The sequence below is a fragment of the Streptomyces sp. NRRL B-24484 genome, from assembly GCF_000717715.1.
Classification (GTDB): Bacteria; Actinomycetota; Actinomycetes; order Streptomycetales; family Streptomycetaceae; genus Kitasatospora.
Map to the genome: position 1 here is coordinate 47,003 of NZ_JOAI01000075.1, position 15,442 is coordinate 62,444.

16 protein-coding genes and 4 pseudogenes are annotated in these 15,442 nt (G+C 70.7%); 6 read left to right on the forward strand and 14 right to left on the reverse strand.

The window, feature by feature from the left end:
• Window positions 1–59: 59 nt before the first annotated feature.
• From IE98_RS0139330 to IE98_RS0139345, 4 genes and pseudogenes are all read right to left on the reverse strand, one after another.
• A complete protein-coding gene (locus IE98_RS0139330) occupies window positions 60–1,826 on the reverse strand; it encodes an RICIN domain-containing protein (RefSeq protein ID WP_078661667.1) in 1,767 nt (588 codons plus the stop codon).
• A 107-nt stretch (window positions 1,827–1,933) separates the two neighbouring features.
• A pseudogene (locus tag IE98_RS51605) lies at window positions 1,934–2,268 on the reverse strand (aminotransferase class I/II-fold pyridoxal phosphate-dependent enzyme); the annotation flags it as partial.
• Window positions 2,244–2,480: an STAS domain-containing protein gene (locus tag IE98_RS47390; RefSeq protein WP_078661668.1), complete on the reverse strand. Its 237-nt coding sequence runs from the start codon at window positions 2,478–2,480 to the stop codon at window positions 2,244–2,246. The gene IE98_RS47390 and the pseudogene IE98_RS51605, both read right to left, overlap by 25 nt.
• Window positions 2,481–2,681, reverse strand: coding sequence for a hypothetical protein (locus IE98_RS0139345; RefSeq protein WP_030277257.1), 201 nt, complete (start codon window positions 2,679–2,681; stop codon window positions 2,481–2,483).
• Window positions 2,682–3,379: 698 nt separating this feature from the next.
• Between IE98_RS0139345 and IE98_RS47395 the strand changes: the two genes are divergently transcribed.
• Window positions 3,380–3,748, forward strand: coding sequence for a glycoside hydrolase domain-containing protein (locus tag IE98_RS47395; protein WP_420706267.1), 369 nt, complete (start codon window positions 3,380–3,382; stop codon window positions 3,746–3,748).
• On the forward strand, window positions 3,643–3,960 hold the full coding sequence (locus tag IE98_RS52755) for a glycoside hydrolase domain-containing protein (protein WP_420706266.1): 318 nt from the start codon (window positions 3,643–3,645) through the stop codon (window positions 3,958–3,960). Before IE98_RS47395 ends, IE98_RS52755 begins: the two co-directional genes overlap by 106 nt.
• Here IE98_RS52755 and IE98_RS0139360 read toward each other — a convergent pair.
• Both IE98_RS0139360 and IE98_RS0139365 read right to left on the reverse strand, forming a co-directional pair.
• On the reverse strand, window positions 3,878–4,375 hold the full coding sequence (locus IE98_RS0139360) for a cupin domain-containing protein (protein WP_030277259.1): 498 nt from the start codon (window positions 4,373–4,375) through the stop codon (window positions 3,878–3,880). The two genes, IE98_RS52755 and IE98_RS0139360, sit on opposite strands and share 83 nt — an antisense overlap.
• A gap of 161 nt (window positions 4,376–4,536) precedes the next feature.
• Entirely contained in the window at window positions 4,537–5,616 is a 1,080-nt protein-coding gene (locus IE98_RS0139365) for an alpha/beta hydrolase (RefSeq protein ID WP_030277261.1), read from the reverse strand.
• A gap of 101 nt (window positions 5,617–5,717) precedes the next feature.
• Between IE98_RS0139365 and IE98_RS0139370 the strand changes: the two genes are divergently transcribed.
• A complete protein-coding gene (locus IE98_RS0139370; protein WP_030277262.1) occupies window positions 5,718–6,443 on the forward strand; it encodes a TetR/AcrR family transcriptional regulator in 726 nt (241 codons plus the stop codon).
• Between the two features lie 151 nt (window positions 6,444–6,594).
• Here IE98_RS0139370 and IE98_RS0139375 read toward each other — a convergent pair whose 3' ends face one another.
• Window positions 6,595–7,761 carry a serine hydrolase domain-containing protein gene (locus IE98_RS0139375; protein ID WP_324605843.1) on the reverse strand — a complete coding sequence of 389 codons (1,167 nt, stop codon included), beginning with the start codon at window positions 7,759–7,761 and terminating at the stop codon, window positions 6,595–6,597.
• Window positions 7,762–8,674: 913 nt separating this feature from the next.
• Here IE98_RS0139375 and IE98_RS52760 point away from each other — a divergent pair.
• A pseudogene (locus tag IE98_RS52760) lies at window positions 8,675–8,948 on the forward strand (transposase); the annotation flags it as partial.
• Window positions 8,949–8,969: 21 nt separating this feature from the next.
• On the opposite strand, the gene IE98_RS52145 reads toward IE98_RS52760, so the two are convergent.
• Genes IE98_RS52145 through IE98_RS0139395 form a run of 4 tightly spaced genes read right to left on the reverse strand, consistent with a single transcriptional unit; the run spans window position 8,970 to window position 11,764 of the window.
• A complete protein-coding gene (locus IE98_RS52145; protein WP_030277265.1) occupies window positions 8,970–9,569 on the reverse strand; it encodes a TetR/AcrR family transcriptional regulator in 600 nt (199 codons plus the stop codon).
• Window positions 9,570–9,597: 28 nt separating this feature from the next.
• Complete coding sequence (locus IE98_RS0139385; RefSeq protein WP_030277266.1) at window positions 9,598–10,317, reverse strand: ABC transporter ATP-binding protein; 720 nt, start codon at window positions 10,315–10,317, stop codon at window positions 9,598–9,600.
• Window positions 10,314–11,435 (reverse strand): FtsX-like permease family protein, encoded by a 1,122-nt coding sequence (locus tag IE98_RS0139390; RefSeq protein WP_030277267.1) that lies wholly within the window; start codon window positions 11,433–11,435, stop codon window positions 10,314–10,316. The genes IE98_RS0139385 and IE98_RS0139390 overlap by 4 nt, the downstream gene beginning before the upstream one ends.
• 17 nt (window positions 11,436–11,452) lie before the next feature.
• Window positions 11,453–11,764 (reverse strand): antibiotic biosynthesis monooxygenase family protein, encoded by a 312-nt coding sequence (locus tag IE98_RS0139395; protein WP_030277268.1) that lies wholly within the window; start codon window positions 11,762–11,764, stop codon window positions 11,453–11,455.
• A gap of 890 nt (window positions 11,765–12,654) precedes the next feature.
• Here IE98_RS0139395 and IE98_RS51615 point away from each other — a divergent pair.
• A pseudogene (locus IE98_RS51615) lies at window positions 12,655–12,780 on the forward strand (sulfite exporter TauE/SafE family protein); the annotation flags it as partial.
• A 77-nt stretch (window positions 12,781–12,857) separates the two neighbouring features.
• On the opposite strand, the gene IE98_RS0139405 reads toward IE98_RS51615, so the two are convergent.
• Window positions 12,858–13,223 carry an STAS domain-containing protein gene (locus tag IE98_RS0139405; RefSeq protein WP_052391552.1) on the reverse strand — a complete coding sequence of 122 codons (366 nt, stop codon included), beginning with the start codon at window positions 13,221–13,223 and terminating at the stop codon, window positions 12,858–12,860.
• A gap of 103 nt (window positions 13,224–13,326) precedes the next feature.
• A complete protein-coding gene (locus tag IE98_RS0139410) occupies window positions 13,327–13,668 on the reverse strand; it encodes a MerR family transcriptional regulator (RefSeq protein ID WP_234443867.1) in 342 nt (113 codons plus the stop codon).
• A 762-nt stretch (window positions 13,669–14,430) separates the two neighbouring features.
• Between IE98_RS0139410 and IE98_RS0139415 the strand changes: the two genes are divergently transcribed.
• Entirely contained in the window at window positions 14,431–14,643 is a 213-nt protein-coding gene (locus IE98_RS0139415) for a hypothetical protein (protein ID WP_030277274.1), read from the forward strand.
• Between the two features lie 366 nt (window positions 14,644–15,009).
• On the opposite strand, the pseudogene IE98_RS0139420 reads toward IE98_RS0139415, so the two are convergent.
• A pseudogene (locus tag IE98_RS0139420) lies at window positions 15,010–15,309 on the reverse strand (DUF2267 domain-containing protein); the annotation flags it as partial.
• Window positions 15,310–15,442: the final 133 nt, after the last annotated feature.

Consider the following 15,442-nt stretch of genomic DNA (forward strand, 5'->3'; position numbering starts at 1 on the left):
GGGACGGGCGAAAGCCCCAGGCCGACGGCCTGGGGCTTTCGCGCTTGTGCGCTTGCCGGCTACTTGAGCGGCGTGCCGCCCGCGTTGCGGTAGGCGATCGTCTTGTTGATCAGGTTCCCGCCGTCGGTCTCGGGCGTGGTCTGTTCCTGCCAGCCGGCGCCGAACAGGATGCCGCCGACGTGTGCGTCCGCCGCCTGGCTCAGGTGCGAGAAGAACCAGTCGACCTTGTCGTCCTTGTAGTGGTCGGGCGTGTTGCTCTGCGCCATGTTGCCCAGGGGGACCTGCCACAGGACCACCGGCTTGCCCACGGACTCGGTCATCGTCTTGTAGAAGGCGAGGGCGGCGAAGCCCTTCTGGTCGTTCCAGTAGGTGTTCTTGCTGCCGTGGGCGGGCAGTGCGTACCAGCCCGCGTCGCGGTCGGTGACGTCGGTGACCAGGAAGTCGGCGTTCTTCGCGCCGAGGTCCGCGTAGTCCTTGACGCACTGCGGGGTGTTCTGCTGCCAGTCGAAGCAGGACAGGTGCAGGCCGATGCCGGTGTTCGGCGCGTACTTGTGGCCCATCGCGATCATGCACTGGGCCAGGCCAGTGGCGCTGTTCTCCTGCGATCCGCAGTCGGTGGGATTCGCAGCCTTGACCTGTGCGGCGACCTGGTGCGGGTTGCCGAGCGAGCGGACGTAGCCCCAGAAGTCGGGCTCGAGGTCGATCATGTCGTGCGAGGTGCCGATCTTCTGGAGGAAGAAGCGGTAGTCGTTCAGGTAGCGGGTGAGCAGGTCGGTCCTGTTGATGGCCTGGACCTCGCCCGGGCCGTCGCCCTGGCCCGCCGCGTCTCCGAGGTCGCGCAGCGAGTACCAGGTCCAGAGCTGCTTCTGCGGGCGCGACTTGCCCTGGTAGGTCATCTTGGTCGCATTGGCGTCCTTGTAGGTGATGAACGTGCCGGGCGCCGTGGTGCTGCCGGTCCAGCAGCCCCACCAGCCCGACCACGCATCCTGGCAGCGGGCCGCCGTGTAGTAGTCCGACGAGGGCGCGGGCCGGCTGTGCACGTAGTTGTACCGCACGTCGAACGGCGCGGCGTTCGCCGAGGCGTCGGACATCGCGCCGCCGATGAGCATCGTGGTGCTGCCCATGAGGGTCTTCGCCGAGCTGCCGCCTCCGGTGGTCGGGGGCGCCGGCGGCGTGGAGGCCGGGCGGGTGCTGGGGGCCTGGCTCGCCGGAGCGCTGCCGGCCGGCTTGGTGGGCGTGGCGGTGCTGCCGGAGCCGCCCGTGTTGCCGCCGCCGACCGGGACGAGCTGCCACTGCTGCTGGGGGCCGTTCCAGTCGTGGTACTGGGCGAGGTGGGCCCCGTCGGTCTTGGAGCCGCCCGGGACCTCGACGGCCATGTGGCTGAAGCGGTTGATCAGACGCACGTAGCCGTCCGACGACTTCTCCAGGTGGAACTGCTGGTTGGCGCCGTTCAGGTCGCGCCACTGCACCAGCCCGGAGCCTTCGGTCTTCGACCAGCCGTAGTCGTCCAGCACCTTGCCGGAGTTCCGGTTCTGCAGCCGGTAGTTCCCGTCACCGGAGTCGATGAACTTCCACTGCTGGTTGGTCCCGCCGGTGCGGCTCCACTGCCCCAGCGGAGAGCCGTCGTACGTGGCGTACTCGAGGGCGTCCAGCGACTGGCCGGTGCTGCGGTTGACCAGCGTGTACCAGGTGTTGGTGTCCACGGGTCCCGCCGAGGCCGTGCTGACCACGGCCACCGAGCCGCCCAGGACCGCCAGGCCGACGGCCGCCCAGAAACTCCGGCGCTGGTACAGGCGCCGCTTCCTGCGACTTGGCGCGAGGGACATGTCTGCTCTCTTTCAGCCGGGGCCTCTGGCCGGACCGCCTGTCCGGACATCCCCCAGTTGTCACCGCCCCCGGAAAGGTTGCCCCGGATCGAAAGGATTTTTCAGAGCGTGATGATCTCGTGGTGCGGCGGCAGCCCGTACTCCTCCACCGCGACGCTCGCCAGGCCGTGCTCGCGCAGCACCGCGCAGAGCAGGCCGAGGCCCTGGGTGTAGCCCGAGCAGACCAGCAGCCGCTCCGGGTCGGTGCGCACGCCGCGGACCCGGGCCAGGTAGCAGGCCAGGGCCTGGCGCAGTTCGATCCGGCCACGCGGGTCGCGCCGTAGCCGAACACGTCGTGCGGGGCGGCGTTCAGGGCGCGGCGGGCCGCCGCCGGCCAGGGGCCGCGCGGGAAGCGGGTCAGGTCGGGGGTACCCGGCATCAGGCTGAACGGGACGGCGGGTCGGACTCATCAGGTCGGGCAAGGGCGGCGCGAACGCTGCCCCGGGCGGTGAACACCGCGTCGGTCCCAGTGATCTCCAGGACCTGCGTGACCGCAAGCGACGGCGCGGCCAGGACCATCCCCATCCCTGAGTTCTCGGCGTCCCTGCGGGCCCGCAGCAGGACGTTCAAGCCGGTCGGGTCACAGAACGTCAGGCCGGACAGGTCGACGACCAGTCACGGCTGGCCGGTCTTCACCGTCTCGGTGAGATGAGCCTCCAGCTTCTGCTGCTGGCCGTGATCGGCCTCGCCAGCGCGGGTTGAGCTGCGGGTAGACCGCGGCGGCGGTTTGTCGAGCGAGCGGAAGCGGGCGCCGGCGGCAGGGTCGTCGACGACCGTCCCGGCTGCAAGGTCGATGTCCCGGCCGGGCACCGGCATCGAACGCCCTGCTCGGCGAGGAGGCTGCCCGACACGCCGAGGGCACGTCACTCCGTGCAAGAACGGCGTCCGGTATAGCGTATTTGGTACGTTCTGGGCCGCGCTGAGGATGACGGACGTGGCGGTGAGAGTTGTCGCTGGAGGCGCAGGCATTGCCCAGGCAGGCACGGGCCGACGTGAGAACGGCGACAGGGGATCAGCCCGCGTTGCGCCGGCTTCGCGGCCGGTTGCGACAGCGCGCAGCCGTCCTCAAAGGCTGTGCCGTCTGCCGTATGCGGTTCATGCTCTGGTTGTCGCGCTCGTGTGGACGCTGATCTCGGTGGTGGCCGGACCGTCCGGTACGGCGCGGGCCGCGACCGCGTGTACGGCGAGCCTGTGCGTCCTCAACGCCGGCGCCGCGGACGCCCTGTACGTCCACCCCGGCAGCATTCACGTTACCGGCGACATCCTGGTCAACTCGACGAACGCTCAGGCCGCGCTGGTCAGCGGCACCACCACGGTCACCGCGACCGGGGGCACCGTCGGCTTCTGCTTCCGTGTCAGGTTCCGCTTCGGCGTCGGCCTCAGCCTCGGCGTCGATATCCGTCGGTGCATCAAAGACGCCGACGGCCGCCGGGGGTGCCCCGGCGGGCACCTCCTCGGGCAGCACCTTCACCGGCCTCGCCTTCGACACCTGCACCGCCCCGCCGCTCGCCACCATGAATGCCTGGCGCGGCACCTCCCCCTACGGCGCCATCGCCGTGTACGTGGGCGGCAAGAGCCGCGGCTGCGCCCAGCCGCAGCTCACCGCCTCCTGGATCCGGCCGGTCAGCTCCTCAGGTTGGAAGCTGATCCCGCTGCACGTCGGCGCCCAGCCGCCGTGCCAGACCGGCAGCAGCCCGGAGAAGACCACCACCGCCACCGCGGTCTCCTCGGCGCGGCCGACGGCGCGGACGCCGCCGCCAAGGCGTCCGCGCTCGGCATGCGCGCCAGCAGCACCGTCTACCTCGACGTCGAGGCGTACAACAGCGCCGACACCGCCTGCGGCGCCGTCCTCGCCTCCACCCAGTCCTTCAACCGGGCGCTGAAGGCCCGCTCCTACCGGCCCGGGTTCTACGGCTTCGCGGGTGTTGCCGCCGGAGGCGACGCGGCCGTGCAGCGTAAGCCTGCCGGATCGCCTCAGCGTCGGCGTCCGGGTCCTCCTCGAGGGGCTGGGCCTACTCGGCGGCCGCCTCCAGGGTGGCGCGCCACAGCGGGCTGTCGACGTGGTGGTTGTCGTACAGCTCGGAGGAGTCCTTGATCTCCTGCGGGCTCGCCTCGCCGCGCATCACCCGGCCGAGCAGGCGCAGGTAGTCGAAGCGAGGCATGCCGGGCGTGAAAGTGAACAGCACGTCGGCCTCGCAGCCCGGGGCTGCGGCGAAGGCGTGCGGGGTGTGCGGCGGGACGAGCAGGAAGTCGCCCTCGTTCAGCGTCTTCACCTCGTCGTCCACCAGCACCTGGAGCGCGCCGCAGATGACGAAGAACAGCTCCGAGGCCCGGGTGTGGAAGTGGGCCGGGGCCCCGACCGCGCCCTTCGCGAACGTGGAGCGATAGCTGGTGATCGGGCTGCCGTCGGTCCCGCAGTCGGCCAGCAGGGTCATCGTGCTGCTCGGGTCACTGGTCGTCTCCGCCTCGGCGGCACGGGTCAGAACGGGTTTCAGCATGTTGGTGCTCATGGTGGCATCTCCCCTGGTCGGTGGCCGTTTCGGAGTTCCCTCCCGGCCTTGTGTCCACATCTGCATGGCGGGAAAAGACCCATGAATGGTTCATTCCTGATGGCAATCCACGGGTCCACTACCCGGGGCCGGCGGCGGCCGGGCCCTCGCCTTCGGCCCCGTCACTTGGCCGCGACCTGCTCCTGGTTCGTGACCAGGGGGCGGACCTTGGTCAGCATGAGGTTCAGGAACTGCTCGGGGTGGCGGAAGGAGGCGAAGTGGCTCGCGTCCTCGATCAGGGCGAAGTCCTTCACCGGGGCCTGCACGTCGTCGAAGAACCGCTTGGCCCGGCCTGTGGGAGTGAGGACGTCCTGGTCGCCCTGGAAGATGAAGAAAGGCAGGTCGAAGCTCGTGCCGTCGGCCCAGTCGTCGAAGCCGGCGGTGGCGGGGAGGATCTGCGCGGAGAGCTTCATGCCCTTGCCGAGGGCGCCGAGTTCGCCGAGCGAGTGCAGGGGTGAGAACCAGAGCGACTTCATGACCACGGACTTCATGGTGGCGAAGGTCAGCGGGTCGCTGGTGGCCGCGATCTTCGCGTAGGAGGCGTACTGCTCGGCGGTCCACGTCCGCGCATCGGCGCCCATCTCCTCGAGGGCGGCGAGCTCCTTGCGCTTGCCGGCGGCGTGCACGCGGGCGAGCAGCGCGCGGTGGGCGCTGTCGTCGCGGCCGGCGTCGTGGATGTTCTGGTCGGTGCCGACGTAGGCGGAGTAGAGGTCGGGATATTGGCGGGCCAGGCGCAGTCCGAGGGCGCTGCCGAAGGAGTTCGCGACCAGGACGACCCGGCCGACGCCCAGCCTGGTCCGTACGTGGCGGGTGACCTCGACGGCGTCCTCGTACAGCCGGGCGAAGCTCAGTTCTCCCTGGTGGGCGGCGCCGGAGCGGCGCAGGGTCTTGCCGGTGCCGCGCATGTCCCAGCGCACGATCGTGAAGTGCTTCTCCCAGGCGCGGGTGCGCGGTCCGTAGATGGCGTTGGAGGCGCCGGGGCCGCCGTGGATCTCCAGCATCACCGGGTTGGCGCGGTCCTCGCCACGGATCGAGATCCATTGGTCGATGCCGCCGATGCGCACGTAGCCCTGCTCGTCGATGCCGTTGGGGGCCTCGATCCGCATCTGCCGGGCGCCGGCGGCCTGGCGGATGTGGCGGTGGCCGAGAATCCCGGCGATGGGCGTGGCGAGGGTGGCGACGATGAGGGCGGCGGTGATCACAGTTGACCCCCCTGAACTGTATATCGGATACGCAATTGAGTGTATGCTATACACAGTTCTGATGGAGCGTCAACCACCACCGTCCGCGAAGGAGTCGACACATGGCCGGGAGCAGGGAGAAGAAGCGCGACCCGAAGGTGACCCTGGCGCTGCTATGGGGAGAGCAGGAGCAGCCGCGGCGCGGCCCGAAGCCCTCGCTGACCGCGGAGCGCATCGTCGCCGCAGCCATCGCGGTCGCGGACGCCGAGGGCCTGGACGCGGTCTCGATGCAGCGCGTCGCCGCCGACCTGGGCGTCACCACCATGGCCCTCTACCGCTACTTCCCCGGCAAGGGCGAACTGGTCGACCTGATGGCCGACTCGGTGCTCGGCACGCCTCCCCAGGACATCGGCCGCTTGGAGGGGTGGCGTGCGCAGCTGACCGCCTGGGCCCGCGCGTGCTGGGCGCTGTACCGCGCCCACCCGTGGATCCTGACCGCCACCGCCATGCGGCGCCAGCTCATGGGCCCCAACCAGCTCGCCTGGCTCGACGCGGCACTGGCCGCCCTCGCCCCGGCCGGGCTGACGGCCGCACAGCAGCACGACACCGTCCTACTGATCATCGGCCACATCCGCAACCTCGCCCAGCAGCTCGCCCATGCGGACGAGGAAGGCAACGAGGAGTGGAACCGGCTCGCCGGCGAAGTACTCGAGCGCCACGGGCACCGCTTCCCCGCGCTCGCCGCCGCCATCGCCGCCGGCGCCTTCGCCCCCCACGGCAACGACCCGCTCGACTACGGCCTCGACCGCATCCTCGACGGCGTCACCTACCTGATCGACCACGCATAGGACTTGTCCGCCCGATCATGTGACTATCGCCTGCCTTGCTCGTTGTTTCGGGCATGGAGGGGGCGATCTGACGCCGGCCACGCACCAAGCTCCCTGCGGAACCGGAGCACCCACCACCACGCAAGGCTGCGCGCACTGTCATGACGTCTCGTCAGCCGCACAGGGCTGCCGCTTGCGCCTTCACCAACCCCGTGCTCCGCGGGACGGGCTGCTCGCCCTTCAGATCGGCCCCGAGGTCGAAGACGTTGACAGCGAGGACCAGCTGTCGCTCACCGTCGACGGTGGTGAGTGAAATGCTGGTGAACCCGGGTCCGCCCCCGTCGGCCTCCCAGACAGTGATCGGCAAGGCGCCCGGCCCCGAACCGCATGGCAGGCCCATGCGCTGCACACCGAGTCCGTACGCCGGCGTGTCGGGAAACTCCACCGTGGTCAGGAGTTCGCGCTGCTGGGCGGGGCGCAGCAGCGCGCCGGTGAACAGGGCCCGGTGGAATCGGGCCAGGTCGTTGACCGTTGAGATCATGGCGCCGGCGGTCCAGTCGTACGAGGGGCTGAATCGGGTTACATCCTGTCCCTTGAGGTCGTAACCGTGCAGGTGAGGGCCGTGAATAGTGGGGTCGGTCAGCGGGAAGGAGGTGTCCTTCAGCCCGAGTGGGGCGAGAATCCGCCGATGAATCTCGACGGGCGCGCTGTGACGTGTGACTGCCTCGATCACCAGTCCGGCGAGTAGGTAATTGGTGTTGGAGTACGACCAGCCGCTGCCGGGCGCGAACTTCGGCTCGTGCCGGACGGCGCGGGCGATTACCTCCCGCGGGGTGTAGACGTAGTCCCAGTCGTGGCGCACCAGGTAGGGGGCGAAGAACTCCGCCTCGGTGGTGGGGTCGTAGATGCCCGAGGTGTGGTTGAGCAGCTGCCGGATGGTGATGGCCCGGCCGTCGTTGCCGTTTCCCTGGACCATGCCGGGCACCCACTTCTCCACACTGTCGTCCAGCGAGAGCTGTCCTTCGCCCTCCAGTTGCAGAAGCACCGTCGACACGAATGACTTGGTGTTGCTGGCGGTCCGGAACCGCTGGTGCGGCAGGGCCCGCTCGCCGCTCGCCCTGTCGGCGAGCCCTGCCGCCACGCGCGACTCCTGCTCTCCACGCCTGACGTAGGCTACGACTCCTGGGAATCCATCCGCGACCGCCTGCTCAATGCCTTCCACGAGGCCGACGGGTGGCGATACCGGCACCCGCTCCGCAACGGCCACCGGGCGGAACCCCGACACCGCCACTATGCACATTCCCGCCCACAGTGTTGCGGCCCCCGCACGTGCCCTCATCGATCTCCCCTGTTCCTGGCGTCCGTACCCGTTCACGCCCAGCGTGCCGGGTCGCCGCACCGGTCACCCATCCTGCTGACACCCGGGTTGATGCGGGGGCTGTCCCCATCCCCCAACCGCCCTGCCCCTCGCCCCCGCGCGCACGGTGAGGTCCTGACCAGCAGTGGCCCACCCCCGGCAACCCCGGTGGCCCTTCTCGGCCACCGCACTGGACTCGGGCGTTCAGCCAGAGTGCGACCCCGGCCAGGTCCGCCAGCTCGTGCTCGTTCAGCCCGACCGGGATGCACTCCTCCAGCGGTTGGCCGTCCTCGCTGGGCACGCCCCGGGCGCCGTAGCGGGCGTTCACCAGGCCCATCGCCGTCGTGATCACGCTTCGCAGCACGACCGGCGGCTCCAGTTGCCGACTCACCGCGATCAACGCGTCCAGCATGTCCCGGAAACGGTCCTGACCGCGCGGCTTCGCGCAGACGATCGACGAGCTGGTCGATCTCCGCGTCCACCCGGTGGTCACGGTCGGGAAGGTCTGGCCGCGCGGCATCCTTCCGATCCATCAGCCCGCCTCGCCTGCCCTACTGGACGACCGCGCCGTGAACACGCCGCAACCCGGACACGGGCACCTCGGCGTGTTCCGCCCTCCACCGCAGGCACCGCCACTGCCCGTCGCAGGGCCGACAGGCCGGGAACATCGGCCATTCCCCGCGGCAGCATCACGACGGCGCACCGGGACACCTCGACCAGCAACCGTCGAGCACCTCGCCACTGCGTGGGGATGCCGCGCGAGCGGCGCAGGAAAAACCGTCTGGGCCGACCTCCCCTTCCCCTGACACGCGCCACACGCCCGCGGAAGCACGACGGGTGAATGCACGTTAGCCGCAGACGTACCGAGCCTGGGGAGGCTGTCGTGCCCAAGCCCGACACGGCCTATTCCAGCAAGGCGATTCGCTGTCTGCTGCGGCGCCGGGCATCGCCGCAACGATCCCCGAGCGCCGTGACCAAGCCGCCAACCGCCGACGCCGGGGGGCTTCGGCGGTCGTCCGCCCGCCTTCGACAGGGAGAACTACCGCGACCGCAATGTCGTGGAGCGGTGCTTCGCCCGTCTCAAGCAGTTCCGTGCGATCGCCACAAGGTTCGACAAGCTCGCAGGTCGCTACCGGGCGGGCGTTGTTGTTGCGTCGCTGCTCCTGTGACTGCGCGCGGCGGAGAGGTGATCACGCTGGCGGTCGGTCGGTGGCCGACTCGGTCAGGCCGTGGTGAAGGAGGGCGAGGGCGCGGTCGGCGACCCGGGTGGGGTCGGCGCCGTGTTCGATGGCGGTCATGGCGGCTTGGACGGTGCCGCCGACGAGTTGGCCGGTCAGCTCGGAAGCTTCTCCGGTCATGGCGGTGATCGCCGCTTGGAGGGGGGCGTAGTGGCGGTGGTGGAGTTCGTGGACGCGGGCCAGGCACTCGGGGGGGAGGTCGGCCTGCATGAGTGCTTTGGCGGGGCGGTGGGCGCCTTGGGCGGCGAGGTGGAGTTCGGTGCGGATGAAGGCGTCGAGGCGTTGGGCGGGTTCGTGGATGTCGGCGAGGGCCTGGGTGGTGGCGGTGTCGGCGGTGGTGAACGCTTCTTCGACGATGGCGGCGAGCAGGGCGGCGGCGGAGGGGAAGTACTGGTAGAAGCTGGAGCGGGCGAGCCCGGCGCGGGCGCCGACCGCGGCCGGGGTGACCGCGGCGGCGCCCTGTTCGACGAGGACGTCGACGGCGGCCTGAATCAGCGCGGCGCGTTGCTGGGCACGGTGCTCGGCGACGGTGGCGGCGCTGATCTTCGGCATGGGGCGGGGATGCCTTTCGGGGTGTTCGTCAGGTCAGTCGACCGTCCCGCAGGGTCAGGACGCGGTCGGCCGCATCCAGTATCTCGTGGTCGTGGGTGACCATGACAGTGGCGGTGCGGTGGGCGCGGGTCTGCCGGGCCAGCAGGTCGACGATGTCGCAGGCGCGGGCGCGGTCCAGGGCGGAGGTGGGCTCGTCCACGAGCAGAACCTCCGGGGCCAGGACTAGGGCCCGGGCGATGCCGACGCGCTGGCGCTCACCGCCCGAGAGCCGGTCGGGACGGTGCTCGGCACGGGAGCTCATGCCGACGGCTTCGAGGAGCTCGTCCGCGCGGCGGCGGGTCTCACGGTCGAGACGGCCAGCGACGTGGGCCGTGAGCAGGAGCTGTTCACGGGCAGTCAGGGAGGCGAAGAGGTTGGCCTGCTGGAAGACGTAGCCGATGTGGCGGCGGCGGTGGGCGGTGCGCTGGTGTTCCTTGAGGGTGGTCAGGTCGGTGCCGGCGACGTGGACGGTGCCGCGGGTGGGGTTCTGCAGGCCGCCGGCGACGGCGAGGAGGCTGGACTTGCCGGATCCGGAGGGGCCGGTGACCGCCAAGAGCTCTCCGGGTGCGACGGCGAGGTCGACCTGGTCGAGAGCGGTGACCTGCTGCTGTTCGTGGCCCAGGTGCAGGGTGACGCCGGTCAGGCGCAGGGCTGCCGCCTCAGGGGTGGTGGCGCCGTCGGGTGCGGGGGTCGGGGTGGGGTGGGTCATCGGTTGGCTCCGAGTGCGCTGAGGGCCTGGACCTTGGTGATGCGGCGGATGGCGACTGCGGCGCCCGCGAGTCCCAGCACGATCAGCAGGAGGGCGGCCAGGGCGACCTGGTCGGTTTGGAGGGAGAAGGGGGCGGATCCGTTCATGGCGCCGCCCAGGGCCAGGCCGACGGCGGTTCCGGCGGCGGTGGCGGCGAGCAGGACGGTGCCGGCTTGGGTGAGGGCGTCGCGCAGGATGTAGCCGGTGGAGGCGCCGATCGCCTTCAGCAGGGCGATCTCCTGGCGGCGCTGGATGGTCCACACGGTGAAGAAGGATCCGACCACCAGGGCGGAGATGGCGTAGAGGAAGCCGCGGATGAGGGTCATGGTGCTGGACTCGGCGGTGTAGCCGGGCGAGGCGCCGTAGGTGCCGGTCTTGTCGACGGTCTGGGTGCCCAGGCGCTGGTCGGCGGCGGCGGTGTCGGCGCCGGGGGCGAGTTGCAGGGCGACGGCAGTGGCCTGGTGGGCGGCGGCGTCGGGCAGCACGCCGGGCAGGCCGTAGTGGAGCTGCTGCCACAGCGGCAGCGGCGCGTAGACGATGCCGACGTGCCCGAAGGAGGCGTGCCCGATCGTGCCGGTCACGGTCAGCTCGGTTGCGGCCTGCCCGGCGGAGAGCCGGTCGCCGATCTTGACACCCTCCCTGAGGATCTCCTCGCTGACCAGGACGCCGTTCGGGGTGCCGCCGGCCAGCGGCTGGCCGGACAGCGGCACGGGGGCGAGGAAGCCACCGGGCTCGACGCCGAGGACGGCGAGGTCGAGCTGCTTGCCACCGGTGGCACCGAGCTGGGCGTGCACCAGCTGCTGGCCCAGCGGCTCGGCCTTGCGTACGCCCGGCCGGCCGGCCCACCGGGCGGCGGTGTCGGTGGTGACGGTGGAACGGGAGAACAGCTCGCCGGTGGCCGAGCGATCGAAGGCGAGATGGGTGACGGGCAGGGCGCGCAGACCGGAGATGCCCGAGTCGGCGAGGCCACTGGCCAGCCCCGAAAGGATGACGCCAAGGACGGCGATCATGCCCACCACGGCGCCGATCAGGGCGAACCGCCCGCGGGCGAAGCGCAGATCACGAAGAGCGAGGAACACGGGATCGTCCGTCCTGTTCAGGCGTCGACGGAGACGGCGGTCTCGAACATCTCCACGCCGCCGCCCGCCCCGTCGGCGGACGCACCGCCCTCGGACGGCCCGTGCGCGGCCCGGAAGGACTCCGACCGCATCCAGGCCGCGAACGCCTCCTCGCCCGTGAAGTCCATCACCGCCGCGTACACCCCACCCTCTCGCTGCGGGCGCAGCAGCCGCGTCCCGAGCAGCCCGTCCACCCCGGGCAGCGTCGCGCGCATGCTCGCCGCGAACCGCTCCTCGAACGCCGCAGCACCGTCCGCGGGGACCAATATCCGGTTCATCACCGTGTACATCCGAAAACCACCTGCTCCAAGGCATAGGGAAGCACCGGCAGGCTTTGCCGACACTAGTGTCAGCATCCTAGTCCAGGTTCCCGACACTGGCGTCGACAAGAGGTGTTCAAGCGCCCCTGAGCCACGGTGAGCGCGGCCAGCGCGGCGATGGAGATCATTTGTCAGACAAGCCCTAGAGCGCCGAACACTGGCTGCCCCAAGGCCGGGTCTCTAGCCCTACCAGGCCAAACAGAAGCGAGGACCAACAGCGGAGCGCTGGCAGAGAGTGCATCCGAGGGGGCAGGCAACGATGGCGGTGCTGCCGTCGTCACGTACCGGGACGCGCTGCACGACTTCGCCGACGGGCTGAACGCGCTTCACATCGCCTGTGGTGCACCGTCCTACCGGGACATCGCGAAGGCGTCGATGAAGCCGAAGCTGAGTCAGGCCGGCATCGCCGAGTTCCTCAAGGGCAGGCGCCTTCCCCAGCTGAACGCTCTGATGGAGTTCATCCGGGTCATCGGTCTCGGAGCGCATGCCGCGCCCGGCGACGCCGTGTCCCCGGAGGACCTGCAGCAGGAGTGGCGCACCCGCTGGACCCGTGTCCGGGGCCTTCAGCGTCAGGCCCAGGAGCCCTTGGCGCACCTGAAGGCCACCGTGAAGGAGACCCTCGACGAGGCGGAAAGGGAAGCAGAGGCCCTCCGGGCGGCCGCGCGGGAGGAAGCCGCGGGTATCCGTGCCGAAGCCGACGCCGAGCGCCTGACCGCCCAGGCCCGCAGCGAAGCAAATGAACTGGTCGAACAGGCCAGAACGCAGGCCGAACAGCCACGCGCCGACGCCGGCGGCCCCGACGCCCCTCGCGGAACCCGGGCAAAGACGTTCCTGGCGCGCCTGCGGTGCCTGCCGCGGCCGGCCTCCTCGGCGGCCACCTCGGCGCACGCCTCCAGCTGCACCTGCCCGAGACGGCCCTCCGGCTCCTGCTCGGGGCCCTCGCCACCGGAATCGGCGCACTCTACGCAGTCCAAATCCTTCGCTGACCGTGCAGAGCTCGGCCGTTCCGAGGCACCGGGGTGCTGTCGAAACTCGTGAACGTTCCGGCCCGACACCAGCCCCCCTAACGCCTACCAAACTGATGTCGAAGTGCTGTCCGTTCTCGCGTACAGAGCCACCTGGCCTGTGCCGGCTGCGCGGCCACAACCAGCTCCACCCCCGCCGCCTTGGCGGTGCCTCGGATAGCGAGCAGCGCGTTCACGGTGGTGGAATCGCAGAACGCCGGGGCCGCCATGCCGACGACCAGCCGCGCGGGGCGATCGGCCACCGCGCATGCCAGTGCGTGCTCCAGCGCCCGGCGCTGGTCCTGGTCGACCTCGCCGGTGAGGTGAAGGAGCTGGGCGCTCCCACCGGTTCTCGTGATCGTGATCCGCAGTGGCTGCCCGGTGGGGATGGTGTTCTCGGCTCGCAAGCCGTGTCCGGCGGACATGGGCGGCCCCTTCCGACGGGGGAGTCCTTTGATGGTGAGCCTGCTCGCGCCGGGCGGTTTCGTCCAGGGCACCGCGTTGACGAAACGGACACGGCCGGTCCGGTCAGGTGTCCGCGGTGGGCTCCTGGTCGTGCTGGGAGCGGCGGAGTTGTTCGTTGAGGCGTAGGGCTTCCTCGAGTTGGTCTTCGAGGATGACGATGCGGCAGGCGGCTTCGATGGGGGTGCCCTGGTCGACGAGGTCGCGGGCGCGCATGGCGATGCGCAGTTGGTAGCGGGAGTAGCGCCGGTGGCCGCCTTCGGAGCGCAGTGGGGCGATGAGGCGGTGTTCGCCGAGGGCTCGCAGGAAGCCGGGGTAGTCACTGCACCTCTCTGGTTCTCGAGGAGAACGCGTCGAGGGGCCCCGGCGCCGTGTCGGCTCCGGGGCCCCGAAGGGGAACAACACCATCTACCGGCCTGGGCCGGTCCTGTTACGTCCACACTGCCCCAGGGGAGGGGGTGTGCGGGGATCGCGTATGCGTGACCGGAAACCACCGTCCTTCGTGTCCTGAGGGAGGTCTGCGGTGTCCGCCCGGGCGAGTGTTCACGGGCCGGGCGATCCTGATGGCGCTTGCGCCCTCCGTTCATCCTCTGTACTGAACTGTCACTTTTCGTACTGCTGGTACTGCACCCTGCTGAACTGCGTACTACTGGTCGGTGGCCGCGGTGGCCCACCCGGTCCGGCAGCCGGCCCCGCCAGCCGTCCTGCACATGCACTGGCCTGGAACCCCACTGCCTGGACCCCTCGGCACGCGCGCCCGCAGTCTGGGCGCCTTTGCCGAGGCCCTGCCTGATCTCACGACTGCCGGTGCTGCACTCACTGAACTGCGTACTGCTGGTACCGCTGGCGGCGGCCCCTGATACCTGCGGGCCGCCCGGTCCGGCAGCCAGTCCCGTCGCCGTCCTGCACCTGCCTGGCTTCGGAACTCCACTGCCGGACCGAACCGCGAACCTCTGTCCAACAACCCCGGCCAGTTCGTGTCTGGCCGGTATCGCCGACTGCTGTCTACGAGAGAAACGTTAGACCCGCCCGTAAGCAATGTCTACTCCGGCGCGCATAGATTTTGCGGCGCCCGTGAGTGAGGTAGTCTCCCGCTGCCCGGCGGCGGCAACCCCCCGAGCCGCCGCCGCGCGCCCGAGACAGCAAGCGGCACCGCGCAGGGAGGCGGCAGTGGAACACCTGGTGCCCGCAGCACCGCAGACGGCCCGGGACGGACAGGCGGCCCTGGTCGAAGCGATCACCGAGGCCGTGCACGACGGTGACGACCGAACCGTCCGCCGGCTACTGGCCCGCTTCGCCGAACTGGCCACCATCGCCGACCTGTACGCCCTGTGCAACGCCCTCGACGCCGCCCGCCCATCCGGCAACCGCGGGCGGAGGTGACCCCGCCAAAACGCGCTCGCGAACCTGCCCGACCAGGCGTCCAGGTCGTTCCCGCGCCTGGCGTCGTGGCCGCTGCGAATGTGCGCTCGCCCTGCCGCGGCCGCGGGGCGGCTGCCCTGTCGATGGGTGAGCTCCGGGCACGGTGCCAGTGCCTGCAGTGCCCAGTACGGCTGACGGGCTGCACCTGGCCGAGGTGGATGGCGCGGCGCACGCGTGTGCCGGCGGACGGATGCGCCGCGCGGGCGGTGGCGGTCCTGGGTCGTCGGCCTGCGCGCGGAGGCTGACGACGGCCGGATTGAACGGCCCGGCGCCGGCCACCCTGCCAGGCTGGATGGCGGGTGGCCGGCGCCCGTGGTGCCGCCCGGGTCAAGCTGCGATCGTGAGGTCGGCGCGGCCGAACAGGAGCGCGTAGCCGCGGGGGAGGTCGGCGAGGAGCCGGTCGGTGAGGTGGTCGCCGGCCAGGACGGAGGAGGTGTCCCAGCGGGCGGCGGTGAGGCTGGTGTTCAGAACCCGGGCGACGGCTTCGACGAAGGCCGGGGCGGCAACGGGTTCGGGCAGCGGGACCTGGGCGGCGAACACGGCGCGGGCCCGGTCGGGCAGGGCGGCGGCGAGGTCGCAGCGCTCCTCGCCGGTGAGCTGGGAGCCGAGGACGGCCAGGACCACGTCGAGGACGCGTTGGCCGCCGGCGGGCCAGCGACGCGTGAGGGGTGGTCAGGGTCGTGTCCCTGCGGTCGGGCGGCCGAACAGCAGGTCGTAGCCGGGTGGCAGCTGGAGCAGGACCTGGTCCATGAGGTGGTCG